Source organism: Prochlorococcus marinus str. MIT 9314 (genome assembly GCF_000760035.1).
Classification (GTDB): domain Bacteria; phylum Cyanobacteriota; class Cyanobacteriia; order PCC-6307; family Cyanobiaceae; genus Prochlorococcus_A; species Prochlorococcus_A marinus_B.
In genome coordinates this window covers 1-19,249 of record NZ_JNAO01000010.1, presented here as the reverse complement: position 1 = coordinate 19,249, position 19,249 = coordinate 1, and the positions used below count along the sequence as shown (strand labels likewise).

The window sequence follows — 19,249 nt, the reverse complement described above, 5'->3', positions numbered from 1 at the left end:
AGATCTTTATTAATGGATATTCGGGAGATAATTTAACCAAAAATTTGCGAGGCTGCCCATCCATAGAATCTACTAACAGAAGCAATGGCTGCAGCAGAAAAAGATACCATAATTATAACTGCTACTGATTCACTAAAAAGTTGTTGTTTGTTAGGCCACACGACAAGTTTAAGCTCATCGTAGGTAGATCTAAAAAAATTATTCTTTTTTTTAGGCTCTTCAACTTCAGGAGAATCCTTTTTAAGAGGTTCTTTATTAGTAGTAGGACTTGTCACAAAATTTTTTTGAAATTGAGCTTTATGCTTTAGTCTTTATTTTAGCTTATTGATTTACACCTCAGCTAGGTTTGAAAACGATCTCATCTTTTTTGGTAGGGTTAAGTTTAATTGTTATATTTTTTTTATTTTTGAAGTTATCCTCTAAAAGTTTTGCAGCCAAAGGATTTTCTATTTGTCTTCTAAGTTCCCTGCTAAGTGGCCTAGCACCATATTCAGGTTCGTAAGAATCGTTTGCAATTTTGTTGATAACTTTTTTGTCTATAGCGATATTTATTTTCTGCTCAAGTAGCAGGTTCTTTAAATCTTCTGTTTGTAGAATGATTATTTTTTGAAGTTCATCAATAGATAATGGATCAAACTTTACAACTTCGTCAATTCTATTTAAAAATTCAGGTCTAAAAATTGAAGACAATGCATTACTAATTGAATCATCTAGAGTTTGTTGATCTTTTTCTAACTTTCCCTCACTTTTAGAAATCTTTTGTGAATACTCCAATATAGATTTACCAGCTAGGTTACTTGTCATAATGATTACCGTATTTTTGAAATCTACGGTCCTCCCTTGAGAGTCCGTTAATCTTCCTTCATCTAAGACTTGCAAAAGGATATTAAATACTTCTGCATGTGCTTTTTCTATCTCATCAAGAAGTATTACTGAATAGGGTTTACGTCTTACAGCTTCAGTTAATTGACCTCCCTCTTCATAACCAACATAACCAGGGGGAGCTCCTAAAAGTCTTGCTACGGCATTTTTCTCCATATATTCACTCATGTCTAATCTTAAAAGTGCGTCTTCTTCATCAAATAAAGCTGTTGCAAGAGATTTTGCTAATTCTGTTTTGCCAACACCAGTAGGACCCATAAATAAAAAAGATCCAATAGGTCTTTTAGGACTTTTCATACCAACTCGAGCTCTTCTAATTGCAGCAGAAACAGCTTCTATAGCTTTTTCTTGTCCAATAACTTTTTCACTTAGTTCTGTTTCTAGATTGACTAATTTCTTACGTTCATTTGAAACTACTTTAGAAATTGGAATTCCTGTGATTTTTGATATGACATCTGCAATATCATCAGGTTCAACTTGATATTTAAAAGGGAAATTTCTATTTTTCTTTATTTTATTAAAGTTGTCTTCAACTTTTTGTATGTCATTCTCTATTTCACTTAACTCTTCTTCAAGCTTTTCTAAATAATCTAGATCATTTTCAATTTCGCGATTTGATTTATCTTTAATTTTTTTGGTTAGCTTATCTTCTTCTTTCATTAAAATAGAAAGTTCCTCCATTTCTTCACATAAATTGTTCCAATTTCCCAAAAGAACGTTTAATTTTGCCTCTGATTGCTTTCTATTATTCAATAGTTTTTCTTGAGCTTCGATATTTTCTCCTTGCAAATTATTCAATTTTTCATCAATTGTATTAAGTTTGTCTTCTTGTTGAAGAATGATTTGAGGCATATTATTAGACTCGATTTTCAACTGTGCAGCTGCTTCATCAATTAAATCTATTGCACTATCAGGGAGACATTTATCGCTGATGTATCTATCGGCTAATTTTGCGGAATAGTTTACAGCCTCTTCAGAAATTTTTATGCCATGATGTAATTCATATTTCTTTTTGATCCCTTGTAATATTTTTGCGCTTAATTCTACTGAAGGTTCATTAACAGCTATCTTTTGAAAGCAACTATTTAATGCCTGATCTTTTTCAATAGTTTCACGAAATTTCTCAGGTGTTGTTGTACCGATACATCTAAGTTCTCCTTCAGCTAGTAAAGGTTTTAAGATATTACTGATGCCGGTAGAAGATCTGTCAGAACTTAATATTGCGTGAATTTCATCAATAAATAGAATCATTCCTTGGTTTGGATTATTTAGTTCCTGCATTATTAAGCTTAGTCTTTCCTCTAGTTGACCTCTAAATTTGGTCCCAGAAACTAATGCGCCTAAGTCAAGTGAAATAATTTTTAAGTCCTTTAAAGTATCAGGAACTTTTTTGTCTACAATTAATTGAGCAAGTAATTTTGCAATTGAGGTTTTACCAACTCCAGGATTTCCAATAAGTATAGGGTTATTTTTGTTTCTTCTGCAGAGTACCCTCATTAAGTTATTGATCTCATTTTCTCTTCCTAAAACGGGATCCAATAAGCCTTTTTTAGCTGATTCTGTTAAATCTTTTCCATAAATTGAAAGAGCATTTTCATCTTTTCCAACTTGTTTTTTGGTTTCAATTTGAAGTTCACTTTTCGGTAATGGAACAATAGCTTTTTTCAATTTTTCTTCTTTAACTAAAGTTTCTTTGCCTGATTCAAAATTAGATTGATTATTTATTTCAATTACCTTCCCATAATTAAAAGAATCTTTTGATTGATTAATATTTGGGTAAAACTTTAACTCTTCCTCTAATTTTTCCATTGAAAGGTTTCCTTCTTCAAAAACATAATTTCCAATTCTTAAATCTCTTCCAAGAGCAATTAGTAAATGAGGGATTTCTATTAATCTTGATCCCCATTGAGTTTTAATCTGATTCGCATTATCTAACAAAATTTCTAAATCTTCTCCGATAGTAAAAATATCTGACTCATTAGTTGGTGTCTCTTCTAAAAAATCTTCTGTTATGTCTAAAACTGTATCTTGGTCGATTGATAATTTTTCAATGAAAGCAAAGAATTCGCTTGATGAGAACAATGTATGAATTATGTGTTCAATATTAAATTCGCTATGATCCCATTTTTTTGCGGTTTCTTCCCCTAATAAAAGGAGGTTCCAACTGATATCGCTAAATAGTTCAGGACTGGATGTAAGGGTTTCTCTCATAAACTATACAACTACTGTTGATTATTAATTAATATTCTAAATAGGATCTGCATTAATAATCATCCAATAATTTTCAAATTGTAAGATGAATTTCAAAAATATTTTTATGAGAGGGATTTCGGGGACTTTGGAATTAATAAAAGTGTTAGCTAATATTTGAACTGTTATGAAATAAAAATTTTAATTGTCTAACATATATATTTCAGATGTTAGCCAAATAGTTCAGCTATTAATAGGATTTAAATAGTAATAATTAAATTGTGAAAGAAACTATTGATTTTCTTATTGATACAGTTGAAGCAAGACAAGTCCTTGATTCAAGAGGTAATCCAACTGTAGAGGCAGAAGTATTTTTGGAATGTGGTGCAAGTGGTAGAGCAATTGTTCCTAGCGGAGCTAGCACTGGAGCTCATGAGGCACATGAATTAAGGGATGGTGGTTCCAAATATATGGGGAAGGGTGTTTTAAATGCTGTTAATAAAATTCATGAAACAATATCCCCGGCTTTATGTGGTTTGTCAGCTTTAGATCAAACTGCAGTAGATAAATTAATGATTGAAATTGATGGAACTCATAATAAATCTAACCTTGGAGCAAATTCAATCCTTGCGGTAAGTCTTGCAACTGCCAGAGCATCAGCAAATGCTTTAGACCTTCCACTATATAGGTATCTTGGAGATCCATTATCCAATCTCCTTCCAGTCCCATTAATGAATGTAATAAATGGTGGTGCTCATGCACCAAATAGTCTTGATTTTCAGGAATTTATGCTTGTCCCACATGGAGTTAATAATTTCAGTGAATCATTAAGAATGGGTACTGAAATTTTTCACTCATTAAAATCATTGCTTGATCAAAAAGGTCTATCTACTGCTGTAGGGGATGAGGGTGGATTTGCCCCTAATTTGTCATCAAGCGAAGAAGCAGGGGACTTATTATTAGAAGCAATTCAAAAAGCCGGATTTAAGCCTGGTGAGCAGGTATCTTTAGCTTTAGATGCTGCTAGTACTGAATTTTATAGTGATGGTATTTATAAATATGAAGGTAAAAGCTTAAATAGTTCTGAAATGATTTCATATCTTTCAAAATTAGTTTCTAATTATCCCATAGTTTCAATAGAGGACGGTTTAGCTGAGGATGATTGGGAGGGTTGGTCAGAATTAAACAAAGAATTAGGGAATAAAGTTCAGCTTGTAGGTGATGATTTATTCGTTACTAATACAGAAAGATTACGGAAAGGGATTTTGGAAAAATCTGCCAATTCAATCCTAATAAAGGTTAATCAAATTGGAACATTAACTGAAACTTTGGAAGCTATTGAGTTAGCTAAAATGTCTGGTTTCACAAGTGTTATAAGTCATAGAAGTGGTGAGACTGAAGATACAACAATTGCAGATTTATCTGTCGCCACAAGATCGGGTCAGATCAAGACTGGCTCTTTGAGCAGAAGTGAAAGGATTGCAAAATATAATAGGCTTTTAAAAATTGAGGAGGAATTAGGAAATCAAGCAAGATTCGCTGGAGCTCTAGGTTTAGGTCCCAAAAATATATAGTTTTTTTAGCGCTTAAGTTTTTCTAAACGTGAGCCTTTTCTCATACTTAATTGGCACTTTATCCAATCAATACTTATTGGTAGTGCAAAAAAAAGTGGCAACAATGCAAAATTATTTTGTTTATTGGTTACAAGTAAAGCAGATGCAATTGATAAACTTCCTATGAGAATTGAATGGCCTAAAGTTTTTTGAGCAGTAAACATTTTTTTGAATTGCCTATCAGACTCTCCCATTCTTATTTGCAATTGTAAATCGCCCTGTTCTAATCTTTCTAAACTTTCATCTATTCTTTTGGGAATTCCAACAGCTTTAGATCCTAGTTCACCTACTTGCCTTCCAAATTGGTTAATTAAATCGTTGGGACTTTGATTATTTGAAGTCATAAGTTCTATTAAATACGGCTTGGTAACTGATACAAGGTTAAACCCTGGATCAAGCATTCTACCAACTCCTTCAAAAGTTGATAAAGCTCTCATCACAAAGATTAAATCTACTGGCAGTTGAAATGGCGTTTCATAAACCAGTTCGTATAAATCTCCAGATAATTTTTCAATAATATTAGGACTAAATGGCGGAGTTAAGGCTTCTTTAAGCATCAATCTGACTAATCTTCTGACTGGTCCTATATCAATATCTTTTGAAATTAGCCCAGCTTGTTGTAATTGACTAACAAGTGATGAGGCGTCTCTAAGAGCAGCAGCCTTTACCATCCCCCCTAATCTTGTTTGAAGATTATTTGAGATGTTCCCCATCATTCCAAAATCATAAAAAATCAATTTACCTTCACTTGAAACTGCTAGATTCCCTGGATGAGGATCTGCATGAAAAAAACCGTAATTTACTAATTGTTTTAAGTAGCTGATTGCACCTATCTCTGCAATTTTAGATAAATCAATTTCTTGTGATTTTAATTTTTCTAAATCGCTTATTTTTGTCCCTTCTACATAACTTAAACAAAGCACTTTTTCACTACTCATATCCCAAATTACTTCGGGAACTTCAACATTTTCATCATCAAGAAATTGCTGCCTAAATCTTGCTGCATATTGCGCTTCGCTATTAAAATCAAGTTCTTTCATCAGAACTTTCCTACACTCTTTAGCAATCTCAACCCAGTTTCTACCTCGACTCCAATTCTTATTTTTCTGCAATAATCCTGCTATTTGCTGCATTATGCCCAAATCGATAATAAACAATTCTTTTAAATTGGGTCTTTGAACTTTAAAAACTACTTTCTTACCATCTTCTAAAGTCGCCCTATGAACCTGAGCTAGTGATGCTGATCCAACCGGATCACATATTATTTGATCTATTTTATTAAACTTAGACCCTAGTTCATTTCTTATAGTCTTTTCAACTTGTGCAAATGAAAAATTAGGTACTTGATCCTGCAATTTAGACAATTCCTGTATCCAGGTATTAGGAATTAAATCAGGTCTCGCTGATAATAATTGTCCAATTTTAATAAATGCTGATCCAAGCTCTATTAATTGATTAGTAAACCACCTAGCTCTTTTAATTTGGACCCTACTTTTTTCATTGTTCTTGGTTTGGAAAATTGTAAATCTAATATTATCTATCCATAAATTTAATAAAAGCGAAATCAGAGTTATCCAAATAAGAAAGGACCTCTTCAATTTTTTTAAACGATAATGAAGAACGTGATAACTCATTTAATTTGATTATTTATATTTTTATTAAAGAAATCAATTTGCTTATTGATACCCTCAATTTCATTTAAAGCTTTTTTTATTTTGGAATCTTGATAAGTATTTGTAGACTCATTTTCTTCAATATTCTCTGCTTTTTCTAGTCTTGATGCTTCTTCGATTATGGATTCTTTTAAATTATCAAATTCTTTTTTGAGAATTTCAGGAGCATCCTGAGCAATATGTGTTGCTTCTTCAATTTTTTCAACCAATATTTCGTTTAATTTTTCGGTTACTTTCTTAATGGCAGCTTTTAAAAGGTAATCAGAGTTGGTCATGAAAAATATAATGTTTCAACGGCAATTGATTTTTCGATATGATCTAATAATAGATCAATACAGAACATTTCACGTAACTGATCATTTTGAAAATTAATTTTTTATGTTTTTCCTATGTAAGTTTGTTTCTATATTAAGCTTTTTTCTCTTTTTTCTTTTAACTTATATCTATATAAAGGTTCAGGTATTTACTTTAAAAATATCTTCTAACCAAGAACTCATCTAATTAACTACAAAAGGAGTTTTTAAAAATTGGAAATCATTGAGTCAGATGTAGTTATTATCGGAGGAGGACCTGCCGGATGTACTTGCGCACTTTATACATCTCGTTCAAATTTAAAGACAGTAATTTTAGATAAAAATCCATCTGTTGGCGCCTTAGCAATAACTCATCAAATAGCTAATTATCCAGGGGTTCCTGTTGATATAAGTGGAGAAAAATTACTTACCTTAATGAGAGAACAGGCTGTGCAATATGGCACAGATTATAGAAGAGCGCAAGTGTTTGGAATAGACGCTAGTGGAGAATGGAAAATGGTTTACACGCCCGAGGGCACTTTTAAAGCTAAAGCACTTGTACTTGCAAGTGGAGCCATGGGTAGGCCTGCATCATTTAAGGGAGAAGCGGATTTTCTTGGTAAAGGAGTAAGTTATTGTGCTACATGTGATGGGGCTTTTTATAAAAATAGAGAGGTTGCCGTTGTTGGAGTAAACAAGGAGGCAATTGAAGAGGCAACTGTTCTAACTAAATTCGCATCAACCGTGCATTGGATTACATCAAGTGATCCTAAATCAGATAACGAAGAAGCTATGGAATTGATGGATAATTCAAATATAAAACATTGGAGTAGAACAAGATTATTAGAAATATTGGGAGATGATATGGGTGTTAATGGGGTCGTTGTAAAAAATAAGCAAGAGGAAAATCCTATCAATTTAAATTTAGATGGAGTGTTTGTCTACATGAGTGGTTCGAAGCCGATTACTGATTTTTTAGGGGATCAAATTGCTTTAAAAGAAGACGGAGGAGTTATTGTGGATGACTTTATGTCTACAAATTCTGATGGAGTATGGGCTATTGGAGATATAAGAAACACACCATTTAAGCAAGCCGTAGTTGCAGCTTCTGACGGATGTATTGCTGCAATGTCAATTGATAGATATTTAAATAGTAGAAAAAATATTAGAGTGGATTGGATTCATTCTTAAATAAAATATTTCTTCTTTGATCTAAAGGGGTGTTGCTTCAGAAATATAAGCGACTCCTCCGTAATAGCTCAAATCATCCCTGATGTTATCTCTCATTTTATCTATTAATTCTTGCTCGCAAAAAACAATTACATGAGCATTCGCTCCTAATCCTGTAAATTCCATATCTTCAGTAACAACTCTTTCAGGTCCTCTGCCTGTAGCGTGTTTCATAACTGTATATCCAGGAACATTAGCTTTTTCTAATGTTTTAATGATTGCATCTAGTTCTCTTTCACTAAATATCAAGTCTAATCTTTTCATTTTTATAAAGGGGATAGTGGGATAATAGTATTTACTAAACTCATATATATGGGAATGCCGAGAACTATATTGAATGGGAAAGTTAGACCTAGTGTAGTTGAAATATAATAACTAGATTTAGCTTCTGGAACTGTCATCCTCATTGCTGCAGGAACTGCTAAATAAGAGGCGCTTGCACATAAAACCACAAATAAAAGTGCGTTGCCAGGTCCTAAAGATAAAAATCTTGCAACGAAAACACCAATAAATGCGTTAAATAAAGGCATAAAAATGGCAAATCCAATCAAGAACGAACCCGCATTTTTCAGTCTCGGCAATCTTTGAGCAGCAACTATTCCCATATCTAACAAGAAGAAGCATTCTGCTCCATAGAATAATTGTCCAGTAAAAGGCTCCATTTTTTCAATTCCTGAGGGATTACTGGAAGCAGTGAGAAATCCTACAATCAAGCTTGAGAGCAATAAATAAACTGATCCATTCAAAAGTGATTCGTGTAATATTGCGCTTAGATGCATTTTTCTTGATTTTGGTCTATTTTTTGGAGCTGCAAATTTCACAAGTAATAATCCAACAATTATTGCAGGAGATTCCATTAAAGCTAAAGCGCCAACCATAAACCCATCAAAAGCTATTTTTTGACTTTCTAAAAAACTTTCTGCAGAGATAAATGTAACAGCACTAATTGAACCGTATGCTGCTGCTATCGCGGCTGAATTAAAGACATCAAACTTAAATCTTAAAATTAAAAATCCAATCAGCGGGATTACTAGTGACATCAGTATTGCAGCACTTAAAGTAGGCAATACTTGATCTGTAAAACCACTTTTCTGTATCTCTATACCTCCCTTAAAACCAATAGCTAGGAGTAGGTATAAGGAGAAGAGTTTAGGTAATGGAGCTGGTATCTCTAAATCAGATTTAAAGAGTACTGATATTGCTCCAATCAAAAAGAAAAGAACTGGCGGGGCTAATACATTTTGCAGAATTGGACTTATTTCCATAAATTATTAGGCTATTTCATTTAGAGCAGTTTCTAAAGCTTCTTTTCTTGTTTCAATAATCCCTTCAACTCCAAACTTAGCTAATCTATCTTTTACTTTTTCATTAGCACCTGCAACAAATGCTTTTCTGGAATTATTTTTTGCTTCTTGCATCATATCTTCTATTGCCAGAGTCGCGGTCACTCCAAGTCTTGGAACATCAGTGATATCTAATATCAAAACTTTGTAGTTTCTTACAAGCATCATTCTCTCAGATATACCTTTAGCTGCTCCAAAACTAAGTGGTCCTTTAAGTCTAAATAGCATTACTTCGCCTGAACATCTATCTAGTAGTGCTTTTTCATCAGCAGGTAATGCATTTTTTGCATGATCATCTTTTGATAAAGGATTATCCTCATCCATACCTTCTAGTTGAGTTTCAGTTATTGAATCGATAGTGAGCATATTTGCTATGAATACACCTACTAAAACTGCCCAAATTAAATCCCAAAAAACTGTCATCAAAAGTACACCATACATTACTACTGAAGTTTTTAAAGATAATTTGTGAGCCCTCCTTAAAAATCCCCAATCAATAATATCTAAACCTACTTTTATAAGGATTCCTGCTAGTAACGCAGTTGGTATTTGCTCAGCTAAAGGTCCCGCACCAACTAAAACTATCAACAATACAACTGAGTGAACCATACCAGAGATAGGAGTTGATCCTCCAGATTTAACATTTATGACTGTTCTCATTGTTGCTCCTGCTCCAGGTAAACCTGAAAACAGACCTGCAACTGCATTTCCTATCCCTTGACCAATAAGTTCTCTATCAGAATTATGTTTTGTTTGAGAGATATTGTCTGCTACTAGAGATGTCAGTAAGGAGTCAATTGCGCCAAGTACTGCTAGGACTAATCCTGCTTTGAAAATAATTGGGAAATATTGATTAAAACTTGGGAAATTTAAAGATGGAACTCCCCTTGGAATTTCTCCAATTCTATCAATTGCTCCATCTCCAAAAATTAATATTGATATTGGAGTAACTATCAAGAGGGCCAAGAGAGGAGAAGGTACCCACTGACTTATTTTTCTAGGAGTAAGAAATACTATACCTAGTGTCATTATTGCAACTCCAATAGCAGCACCATTGGGCTGGAAATTTGAAAATACAGTAGTTAAAGATTCGACTACTCCACCTCGAGTGCTAATTCCAAGTAATGGTCCAATCTGAAGCGCAATGATTATTACTCCAATACCAGACATAAATCCTGAAACAACAGAATATGGAACTAAAGTAATGTATTTACCTAGTTTTAGAATCCCGAATAATATTTGCAGTAAGCCTCCAATGACTACCGCTGCCATAACTAAAGGTAAAATTTGTCCTGCAGAAAGATCTCTTGGAACCCCTACTGCGGCCAAGCCTGCTACTACACCCGCAACAGTTACACTCATGGGACCTGTAGGTCCACTAACTTGAGCAGGTGTTCCGCCGAATAATGCGGCTAAAAAACCAACTACTACTGCTCCATAAAGTCCATAAATTGCTCCGCCAGGTCCTAACGCAGCATTTCCAAAAGCAAGAGCGAGAGGTAAAGCCACTACTGCGGCTGTGATGCCTCCTAGAATATCGCCTCTTACATTTTTCAGATGAAATCCATTAATTATGTTCAAAGATCCTTTCCTCAAAATAAATACTTAACTAAAAGATATTATCTCTAAATGATGAAAATTTGTGAAAAATGAAGATTGTGCAAAATATTTTTGTAACTTTTTTTGCACTTATTAAATAAATTTTAGTTAATTTTCCTGAACAAAAGTAGTCTCTGATTAATTTTTGTGCGAGGCAAGCGATTAATGTATTAGATAAATATTTTTCAATTTAAATAATATTCAAATGAATTCGATTATTCGTCCAAGAAGATTAAGAAGAAATGAGGCAATTAGAGAAATGGTTAGAGAAAACCATCTAAAGGCATCGGACTTTATATATCCATTATTTATTCATGAAAAAGATTTTAAAGAGGACATTTCAGCAATGCCTGGAACTTATAGATGGGATATTAATGGCTTAATAAAGGAGGTTACTAGGGCATGGGAATTGGGAATAAGGTGTGTGGTTCTTTTCCCAAAAATTGACGATAGCTTAAAGACTGAAGATGGAGCAGAATGTTTTAATGAAGATGGTTTAATACCTAAAGCTATTCGAATATTAAAAAAAGAGATTCCAGAAATGGCAATAATGACAGATGTTGCCTTGGACCCATACTCTTGTGATGGTCATGATGGATTAGTTGATGAAACTGGCAAAATATTGAACGATGAAACAATCGAAATTTTAAAAAAACAAGCTTTAACTCAAGCTAGAGCTGGAGCAGATTTTATTGGTCCTAGTGACATGATGGATGGGAGAGTTGGAGCAATTAGAACTGCTCTTGATAGTGAAGGATTTAGTGATGTAGGTATTATTAGTTATACAGCTAAATATTCATCTGCTTATTATGGTCCGTTTAGAACTGCTTTAGATTCGGCTCCTAGAGAAAATAGTAAGAAAGTAATTCCAGACAATAAGTCTACATATCAAATGGACCCTGCCAATTCAAAAGAGGCTTTAATTGAATCTGCATTGGATCAGTATGAAGGAGCTGATATTTTGATGGTAAAACCAGGAATTTCATATTTGGATATTGTTTATAGACTAAGCACATTTTCAAATAAGCCCATAGCTGCATACAACGTTAGTGGGGAGTATTCCATGGTAAAGTCTGCTGCTATGAAGAACTGGATTAACGAAAAAGATATTGTTTTAGAGACATTGCTTAGTTTTAAAAGAGCAGGAGCAAAATTAATACTCACTTATCATGCTTGTGATGCATCTCAATGGTTGCAGGATACTTAAAAACTCATTATTAACAAAAATTTGGTTTATTCTTAGATAAGTAATAAATTAATTGCTTTGTTTTGAAGTTTTCACAAGGAGTAAATAGGATTGGTCACATTGCGCTTAGAGTAGAGAATCTCGAAAGGGCGAAATCCTTTTATATTAAGCTGGGTATGAAATTGGTTTGGGATGATAAAGATTGGTCTTATTTAGAGGCAGGTAAAGGGAAAGATGGACTTGCCTTGTTAGGCCCTAGCTACAAAGCTGCGGGACCTCACTTTGCTTTTCATTTTGAAAATAAAAAAGAAGTGGAAAATTTTCAAAATGATTTAAAAAATTCTGGTGTAAAAGTTGGTCCTTTACATGAGCATAGAGATGGAACAGCATCTTTTTATATGAAGGATACTGAAGGAAACTGGCTTGAGATGCTTTATGTTCCTCCTGAGGGTATTCAATCGAATACTTGATTCTTTTTTTTGTATGCAAGAGAAAAGTTATTCTAAAAAATCATATTCAGATAACACCTTAGAAGAAGAATCTATAAACCTTTTAGAGTGGGATTCATTAAAAACGCATTTATCTTCCTTCGCCTCAACGGAAATGGGTAAACGATCAATTTTAAGTTTTGTTATACCTTCAGAATACGAGGCATCTAAAAGATTTTTGAATGAAACTGTTGAAATTAATGAGCTAGAAAAAAATTTAGATAAATCAATTAGTTTTTCTGGTGTTTTTGATATAAGTAGAAATATTGAAATTTGTTCGAAGGGAGGTGTAATTTCATCTTCTGAATTGTTAGAAATAGCGAAAACAATTGCTGCAGCTAGAAATTTAAAAAAAATCTTATTAGATTTTGAACAAAGGCCTTATATTTCATCATTCACAAAAAATTTAATTGACCATCAGAATATCGAAACGATTTTTAAAAAAGGCATTGAATCCAATGGAAGGATTTCAGACAATGCTAGTAATGAACTATCTATTCTTAGAAAAGAATTTTTATCTAAGAAACTTGAAAGAAAAATATTAGTTGAAAAATTTATTCAAAAGAATTTAGCTTATTTGCAAGATACTACTATTGGAGATCGATATGGAAGGCCTGTTTTAGCAGTGAAAGTTAATTATGTAGATAAATTTAAAGGAATAATTCATGACTCTTCATCTTCAGGAAATACAGTATATTTTGAGCCTGAAAGTGTAGTAACTAAAGGTAATAAGATTGCTTCTTTAGAGGCTAGGATCACAGCAGAAGAATTTAAATTACTTAAGAAATGGTCCCAAATTGTTAGTGATAATTCAGAAAATCTTATTGAAATGGCATCCATTTTATTGAGATTAGAAAATGCCCTAACTCGTTCAAGATATTCGAAATGGATTGGAGGCAAAACTCCTACTTTTGAGAAAAGTCCTATTATTTCTTTAATTGGTTTTTCTCATCCGTTATTAATTTGGGAACATAAGAAAAAAGGAGCCCCTCCACCAGTAGCTGTCGATTTTTATATAAATAGGAATATTAAAGTTGTAGCTATTACAGGTCCAAATACTGGAGGTAAAACAGCAGCTTTAAAAGGTTTGGGCTTGTCTTTACTTATGGCTAGAGCAGGATTATTGATACCTTCAACTAATAATCCTATTATTCCTTTTTGTCCAAATATATATGTGGATATAGGAGATAATCAATCATTAGAAGAAAATTTATCTACCTTCAGTGGGCACATATCCCGCATAAAAGAAATATTAGATTCACTTAATTATAAGAAAGGATTGTCGGTTGTTTTGCTAGATGAGATTGGATCTGGCACAGATCCTCTTGAAGGAAGTGCTCTTGCGATGGCTTTATTAAAAGAATTTGCAAATAAATCTGATATCACTTTTGCAACTACACATTATGGAGATATTAAGGCTTTAAAATATAACGACTCAAGATTTGAAAACGTATCAGTTGCCTTTGATGAGGATTCTTTGAAGCCAAAATATATACTCAACTGGGGTATTCCTGGGAGAAGTAATGCTTTGTCAATTTCAAAGAGAATTGGTCTCGATGAAAGCATACTCAATGAAGCTGCAAATTATCTAAAGCCAAAAGAAGTTGACAATATTAACAGTATTATCAAAGGACTTGAGGAAGAGAAGATTAAACAACAAAATTCTGCAGAAGCTGCTGCAGAATTGATTGCAAGGACTGAAATATTACATGATGAACTGAAGAGAAATTATGAATATCAAAAAATAAATGCTGAAAAAATCCAGGAAATTGAAAGGTCTAAATTATCAAAACATATTGTATCCGCTAAAAAAGAGGTGATAGATTTGATTAAAAAATTAAGAGATAAAAATGTAAATGGAGAGGATACGAGAATTATTGGAAAAAGATTAAAGGAAATTGAAACGGAACATTTAACCCAAAAAAAATCTGAAAAGTCAATATCGTGGAACCCTCAGGTAGGTGATTTTGTAAAAATTAAAAGTCTAAATAGTACGGGACAAATTGTAGATTTAGATAAAAAAGGTGGTTTTTATGAAATTAAATGTGGTTCATTTAGAAGCACATTATCTGTAAATGACTTTGAAGGTATTAATGGAGAAAAGCCTAATTTCAAAAGTTCAAAAATTGAGATCAAGTCTATAAGAGAAGATTTTTCTTTTTCTAAAATTAGAACGAGTAAAAATACAATTGACGTAAGAGGGTTAAGAGTCCATGAAGCCGAAATAATTATTGAAGAGAAAATTAGAAAATTTCATGGACCGCTATGGATTGTTCATGGAATTGGCACAGGAAAATTAAAAAAAGGACTAAGAAATTGGTTATCAGGTTTAAATTATGTTGATAAGATTGAAGATGCAGCCAACAACGAGGGTGGCCCTGGTTGCAGTATTGCGTGGATAAAATAAAATTTAAAATACCTAGAAAACAATTTAATAAGCGTATTAAGTGCAATTTATTGATCAAGCCAACATTATTCTTAAAGCAGGAAAAGGTGGAAATGGAATAGTTTCATTTAGAAGAGAAAAATTCGTTCCTGCTGGAGGACCTTCGGGGGGGAATGGTGGAAGAGGGGGTTCAGTTATTTTGATGGCTGATAATAACCTTCAAACATTATTAGATTTCAAATTCAAACGTGAAATAATTGCTGAAGATGGATGCAAAGGAGGTCCGAATAAGAGATCAGGTGCTTCAGGTGAGGATAGAATCCTTAAAGTCCCCTGCGGTACAGAAATAAGGGATATTAAATCCGGCATCATTTTAGGAGACTTAACTAAAGATAAACAAAGTTTAACTATTGCCATTGGAGGAAGAGGTGGACATGGTAATGCTTACTATTTAAGTAATCAAAATAGAGCCCCTGAATCATTCACTGAAGGAAAAGATGGTGAGATATGGGAGGTTCAATTAGAACTAAAACTTCTTGCAGAGGTTGGGATTATAGGCCTTCCAAATGCTGGAAAAAGTACTTTGATTTCCGTTGTATCATCTGCCCGTCCAAAAATCGCAAATTATCCTTTCACAACTCTAATACCTAACTTAGGTGTAGTAAGAAAAATTGATGGGAATGGTTGCCTTTTTGCGGATATTCCTGGATTAATATCAGGTGCAGCTGATGGCATAGGTTTAGGCCATGATTTTTTAAGGCACATCCAAAGAACGAAGATACTTGTTCACTTAATTGATGCAATTGCAGAAAATCCTTTACATGATTTTGAGATTATTGAGCAGGAATTAAAAAAATATGGGAAAGGTCTTTTAGATAAAGAGAGGATAATAGTGTTAAATAAAATGGAGCTGGTAGATGATGATTATTTGAAAATAATTACAAAAAAGTTAGAAGATTTATCAAAAAAGAAAGTTTTAGTTATTTCTTCATCTTTAAAAAAAGGTCTATCCTCACTGCTTTCTGAAGTGTGGAAAAGGATCTAACTTAAATTAAAAATTTTTTTGTAAATAAATATACTTGATTTAATAATGAAAATTAGCCATAAATAAGATAATTCTTTAAACCTAATATGAATTTCTACAGTTGTTTTGATAAACAAGGAAAAATAATAGCTAGATGTCAAACAATACAAGATATTGAGGTTCTTAAGAAAATGGGAAGACCGATTGTAGAAGTTAAGGAAATGAAAAATGAAGAGTCGGTGGTATGTTCTCTGACAGGTAGCCCATCAGATTTCAATATGGATTACTAAAAGAATTCAAGAATTAAAAAAAGGGCTTTTTAAGCCCTTTTTTTTTGCATTATCTAATAATTAAATAAACTTAATCATCATAAACAAGACATTCTGGTTCATCTGGGTTTGCATCGCAAAATAATTCCAAAGCATTAGGATCATGTTTATCTTCTGGATGATGATCCTTATACTCTTCGAGTTCTTTTAGCTCTTCAGTTAAATGTCTGACCTTTGGAAGATTGCCCTCTGCTTTTGCAGATTCGATTTCCGATTGATCTTTTTGGATGTGTTCGTCAATGGATTTCATTTTAAGCTTTTCGTACTTTAGTAGACATACATAACATAGTTAATTTCTAATGAAATTGCATTATCTATGAACTAAATAAGTGTTCATTACAACATCATTTTTTTTTGGAAATTGATTTTTATATTTTTTCGGACTCTAATCTCATTATTTTCTCTAGCGATGGTAAAACTGGGATTAGTTGATTTGGGTTTAAAGGGAATAAAGCTTTGTAGTAATCTTTTTTCCACTCATTGTCGAAACATGTCCTATTTACATTAGATAATTTAAAAAAATTTAGTCTCCATTCAATAATTTTCTTGAAATTTGATAGTTCTTGTTCAGTACATTTGAAAAGTTTGCTATATATCAATTCCCATCTTATAAGCGTTGGAAAAAGGTAAATATCTGCGTAGGTTAACTCTTCTCCAAATATCCAGTCACCTTTGTTTTTTTGTAGAAAATTTTCAACTTCATTTATAGCTGCGAAAAGATTGTGACTTGCATTTTCGTAAGCTAACTGGTTTCTGGCGAAACCACATTTATATACTCCATCATTAATGCGGTTATTAATTAAATCTAAAAATTTTTGATTACAGTCCTTAATAGTTAATATATGAATTTCTGATTGAATTTTTATTGAATTGAGTAATCTTATAATTTGTGAACTTTCATTAGACAAAATATTTACTTCATCTTTTACAAAACTAATTAAAAGAGGTAAAGTCGCTCTAAAAATAATCTTTTTATTAGCTTTTTTGTAAAGGTCTGAGAGTCTCATGCATCCCTTAAACTTTTTATTGAAAATCCATTCGCCATGCTCAAGATCTGCTTTTAAAAAAATAACTTTAACTTTTTTAGATAAATGTTTTATTGCGTGGACTAGTAAAGTTCTTTGACACCATGGACAAGAATTCCCTACCAATAAATAAATTTGTCCATTCTCATTATTAATATCGTATTCACTATCAATTGTTATACCTTTAGGCCTTTTATAATTACCATGTAAATCTGATGGTGCGAATCCATTCATTAATTTGCTCCAAAACCAAAACCAGAATTTTCTGGAGGCCTTTATTAGGTATTTATTTTGCATGAAATTTTATTTTTAAAGAAAAAATGACTGTTCAAAGAATACTTATCGTTTCAGGAACCCATGGGAATGAAATTAATCCTGTGTGGGCGGTTAAGCAATTTAATAGAGAGGAAAATAGGCTAAATTATGGTATTGAGTATGAGTACATCATAGGTAATCCTGTTGCCTATGAAAAAGGTTACAGATATGTAGATGTAGATTTAAATAGATCTTTTAAAGAAAGTGAAAATTTTGACCAACGAAAGAATAGCTTTTATGAGACTAATAGAGCTAATTTTTTAGTCGATCAATTTGGAATCCATGGATCCAAGCCCTGTCAAATTGCAATTGATTTGCATACTACTACTGCAAATATGGGAACAAGCATTGTTTTGTATGGGAGGAGATTCAAAGATTTTTGTTTAGCTGCATTACTTCAGAACAAATTTGGGTTGCCTATTTATTTGCACGAAAAAGACAAAGCCCAAACAGGCTTTCTTGTAGAAGCTTGGCCATGTGGTTTAGTTATTGAAATAGGAGCTGTCGCACAAAATTTTTATGATCCAAAAATCATAGATAGATTCTTAATAATCATTAGATCTTTAAGAGAAGAGATAGATAAATTAAAAAACAACCTTATAGAACTTCCAAAGGAATTGGTTGTTCATGTTCATCAAGGGAGTGTAGATTATCCAAGAGATGAAAAAGGATATATTGATGGCCTAATACATCCTGAAAGAATAAACCAAGATTGGAAATTGATTAAAAAAGGAGATCCATTATTTCTTGATAGCCAAGGAATAATACATAAATATAATGGAGAAGAATTGATTTGGCCTGTTTTTATTGGCGAAGTTGCCTATAAGGAAAAAAACATTGCCATGAGCTACACGAAGAAAGAAGTTATTAGTTCTAACAATCAATGGGTTTATGAGTTTGAAAGCCTTTAAATTAAGAAACAAGGACAATAAATTGTTGAAAACTAATAAGGATTTTTTATTTAAAAGATAAGTTTATTTAATATTAAATGCTTCTATTTTTTTTGCTAAGTCTTAATCCTTAAAAACTTAAATTCTTTCGCTCCAATAAATAATAGCTCCAAAAGCCTCTAATTGCAGTCTTCTATGCTTAGCCTCTCTTAAGGAAACTACCTCTTTCGATCTTTTTCCGTTAAGAAGCCATTCGATTATTACCAAGTTAAATCCTCAATAACAAAGAAAATATTAAGACATGGAGGTTCTTTTCTCTGATATTGCAAAAAATAAGTTTACCTAAAGAAAAAAAAATACACATTTTTAGCGATTTTGGTCTAAAATCTTCAAAGCGGAATTCTTCCGTTTTTATTTACACGTCTCAATTTGGAGACATACTTTACGAACTCATGACAACTATTCAGCAGCAGCGTTCTTCGCTGTTAAAAGGTTGGCCACAGTTTTGTGAGTGGGTAACATCAACTAACAACAGAATTTATGTTGGTTGGTTCGGCGTCTTAATGATTCCATGCCTTCTTACAGCAGCGGCTTGCTTCATCGTTGCATTCATCGCAGCACCACCAGTAGACATCGACGGAATTAGAGAGCCAGTTGCTGGTTCATTCCTATATGGAAACAACATCATCTCAGGTGCAGTTGTTCCTTCATCTAACGCTATTGGTCTACACTTCTACCCAATTTGGGAAGCAGCTACTGTAGATGAGTGGTTATACAACGGTG

The 19,249-nt window shown here is 32.8% G+C and carries 18 protein-coding genes and 1 pseudogene; 9 read left to right on the top strand and 10 right to left on the bottom strand.

The genetic code is table 11. The features are described 5' to 3' along the window. Positions 1 to 32 precede the first annotated feature (32 nt). Together secE and EU98_RS04235 are read right to left on the bottom strand one after the other, a co-directional pair. The gene (secE, locus tag EU98_RS04230) at positions 33 to 275 is read right to left on the bottom strand and encodes a preprotein translocase subunit SecE (RefSeq protein WP_011817698.1); all 243 of its coding nucleotides are present in this window, start codon (positions 273 to 275) and stop codon (positions 33 to 35) included. A gap of 61 nt (positions 276 to 336) precedes the next feature. Continuing rightward, positions 337 to 3,093 (bottom strand): ATP-dependent Clp protease ATP-binding subunit, encoded by a 2,757-nt coding sequence (locus EU98_RS04235; protein ID WP_032515795.1) that lies wholly within the window; start codon positions 3,091 to 3,093, stop codon positions 337 to 339. Positions 3,094 to 3,353: 260 nt separating this feature from the next. Between EU98_RS04235 and eno the strand changes: the two genes are divergently transcribed. Continuing rightward, positions 3,354 to 4,646, top strand: coding sequence for a phosphopyruvate hydratase (gene eno, locus EU98_RS04240; RefSeq protein ID WP_032515794.1), 1,293 nt, complete (start codon positions 3,354 to 3,356; stop codon positions 4,644 to 4,646). Positions 4,647 to 4,651: 5 nt separating this feature from the next. Here eno and EU98_RS04245 read toward each other — a convergent pair whose 3' ends face one another. Continuing rightward, the gene (locus tag EU98_RS04245) at positions 4,652 to 6,319 is read right to left on the bottom strand and encodes an ABC1 kinase family protein (RefSeq protein ID WP_032515793.1); all 1,668 of its coding nucleotides are present in this window, start codon (positions 6,317 to 6,319) and stop codon (positions 4,652 to 4,654) included. Further along, positions 6,316 to 6,633 carry a hypothetical protein gene (locus EU98_RS04250; protein ID WP_032515792.1) on the bottom strand — a complete coding sequence of 106 codons (318 nt, stop codon included), beginning with the start codon at positions 6,631 to 6,633 and terminating at the stop codon, positions 6,316 to 6,318. The genes EU98_RS04245 and EU98_RS04250 overlap by 4 nt, the downstream gene beginning before the upstream one ends. Positions 6,634 to 6,885: 252 nt before the next feature. Between EU98_RS04250 and EU98_RS04255 the strand changes: the two genes are divergently transcribed. Continuing rightward, positions 6,886 to 7,842, top strand: coding sequence for an NAD(P)/FAD-dependent oxidoreductase (locus EU98_RS04255; RefSeq protein ID WP_025913212.1), 957 nt, complete (start codon positions 6,886 to 6,888; stop codon positions 7,840 to 7,842). A gap of 21 nt (positions 7,843 to 7,863) precedes the next feature. Here EU98_RS04255 and EU98_RS04260 read toward each other — a convergent pair whose 3' ends face one another. The 3 genes from EU98_RS04260 to EU98_RS04270 are packed head-to-tail and all read right to left on the bottom strand — an operon-like array spanning position 7,864 to position 10,805. Then, a complete protein-coding gene (locus tag EU98_RS04260) occupies positions 7,864 to 8,145 on the bottom strand; it encodes a P-II family nitrogen regulator (RefSeq protein WP_002805886.1) in 282 nt (93 codons plus the stop codon). 2 nt (positions 8,146 to 8,147) lie between these two features. Further along, on the bottom strand, positions 8,148 to 9,146 hold the full coding sequence (locus EU98_RS04265) for a sodium-dependent bicarbonate transport family permease (RefSeq protein ID WP_025892544.1): 999 nt from the start codon (positions 9,144 to 9,146) through the stop codon (positions 8,148 to 8,150). A 6-nt stretch (positions 9,147 to 9,152) separates the two neighbouring features. Further along, the gene (locus tag EU98_RS04270; RefSeq protein WP_032515908.1) at positions 9,153 to 10,805 is read right to left on the bottom strand and encodes a SulP family inorganic anion transporter; all 1,653 of its coding nucleotides are present in this window, start codon (positions 10,803 to 10,805) and stop codon (positions 9,153 to 9,155) included. A gap of 223 nt (positions 10,806 to 11,028) precedes the next feature. Here EU98_RS04270 and hemB point away from each other — a divergent pair, with 223 nt between their 5' ends. The 5 genes from hemB to EU98_RS04290 all read left to right on the top strand — a co-directional run bounded on the left by hemB (position 11,029) and on the right by EU98_RS04290 (position 16,197). Beyond that, complete coding sequence (gene hemB / locus EU98_RS04275; protein WP_032515791.1) at positions 11,029 to 12,030, top strand: porphobilinogen synthase; 1,002 nt, start codon at positions 11,029 to 11,031, stop codon at positions 12,028 to 12,030. A 62-nt stretch (positions 12,031 to 12,092) separates the two neighbouring features. After that, positions 12,093 to 12,479: a VOC family protein gene (locus tag EU98_RS0108955; protein ID WP_032515790.1), complete on the top strand. Its 387-nt coding sequence runs from the start codon at positions 12,093 to 12,095 to the stop codon at positions 12,477 to 12,479. A gap of 13 nt (positions 12,480 to 12,492) precedes the next feature. After that, complete coding sequence (locus EU98_RS04280; protein ID WP_032515789.1) at positions 12,493 to 14,904, top strand: endonuclease MutS2; 2,412 nt, start codon at positions 12,493 to 12,495, stop codon at positions 14,902 to 14,904. Between the two features lie 40 nt (positions 14,905 to 14,944). Further along, positions 14,945 to 15,928: a GTPase ObgE gene (gene obgE / locus EU98_RS04285; protein ID WP_032515788.1), complete on the top strand. Its 984-nt coding sequence runs from the start codon at positions 14,945 to 14,947 to the stop codon at positions 15,926 to 15,928. 86 nt (positions 15,929 to 16,014) lie between these two features. After that, the gene (locus EU98_RS04290) at positions 16,015 to 16,197 is read left to right on the top strand and encodes a hypothetical protein (RefSeq protein WP_011862263.1); all 183 of its coding nucleotides are present in this window, start codon (positions 16,015 to 16,017) and stop codon (positions 16,195 to 16,197) included. Between the two features lie 70 nt (positions 16,198 to 16,267). Here the strand turns inward: EU98_RS04290 and EU98_RS04295 are convergent, their stop codons facing one another. Both EU98_RS04295 and EU98_RS04300 read right to left on the bottom strand, forming a co-directional pair. After that, positions 16,268 to 16,486: a CP12 domain-containing protein gene (locus EU98_RS04295; RefSeq protein WP_011817713.1), complete on the bottom strand. Its 219-nt coding sequence runs from the start codon at positions 16,484 to 16,486 to the stop codon at positions 16,268 to 16,270. A 118-nt stretch (positions 16,487 to 16,604) separates the two neighbouring features. After that, complete coding sequence (locus EU98_RS04300; protein ID WP_032515787.1) at positions 16,605 to 17,558, bottom strand: glutathione S-transferase; 954 nt, start codon at positions 17,556 to 17,558, stop codon at positions 16,605 to 16,607. 23 nt (positions 17,559 to 17,581) lie between these two features. Here EU98_RS04300 and EU98_RS04305 point away from each other — a divergent pair, with 23 nt between their 5' ends. Further along, positions 17,582 to 18,487, top strand: coding sequence for an aspartoacylase (locus EU98_RS04305; protein ID WP_032515786.1), 906 nt, complete (start codon positions 17,582 to 17,584; stop codon positions 18,485 to 18,487). A 117-nt stretch (positions 18,488 to 18,604) separates the two neighbouring features. Here the strand turns inward: EU98_RS04305 and EU98_RS10145 are convergent, their stop codons facing one another. Beyond that, a complete protein-coding gene (locus EU98_RS10145; protein ID WP_275040607.1) occupies positions 18,605 to 18,733 on the bottom strand; it encodes a hypothetical protein in 129 nt (42 codons plus the stop codon). Positions 18,734 to 18,918: 185 nt separating this feature from the next. Between EU98_RS10145 and EU98_RS0108950 the strand changes: the two are divergent. After that, a pseudogene (locus EU98_RS0108950) lies at positions 18,919 to 19,249 on the top strand (photosystem II q(b) protein); the annotation flags it as partial.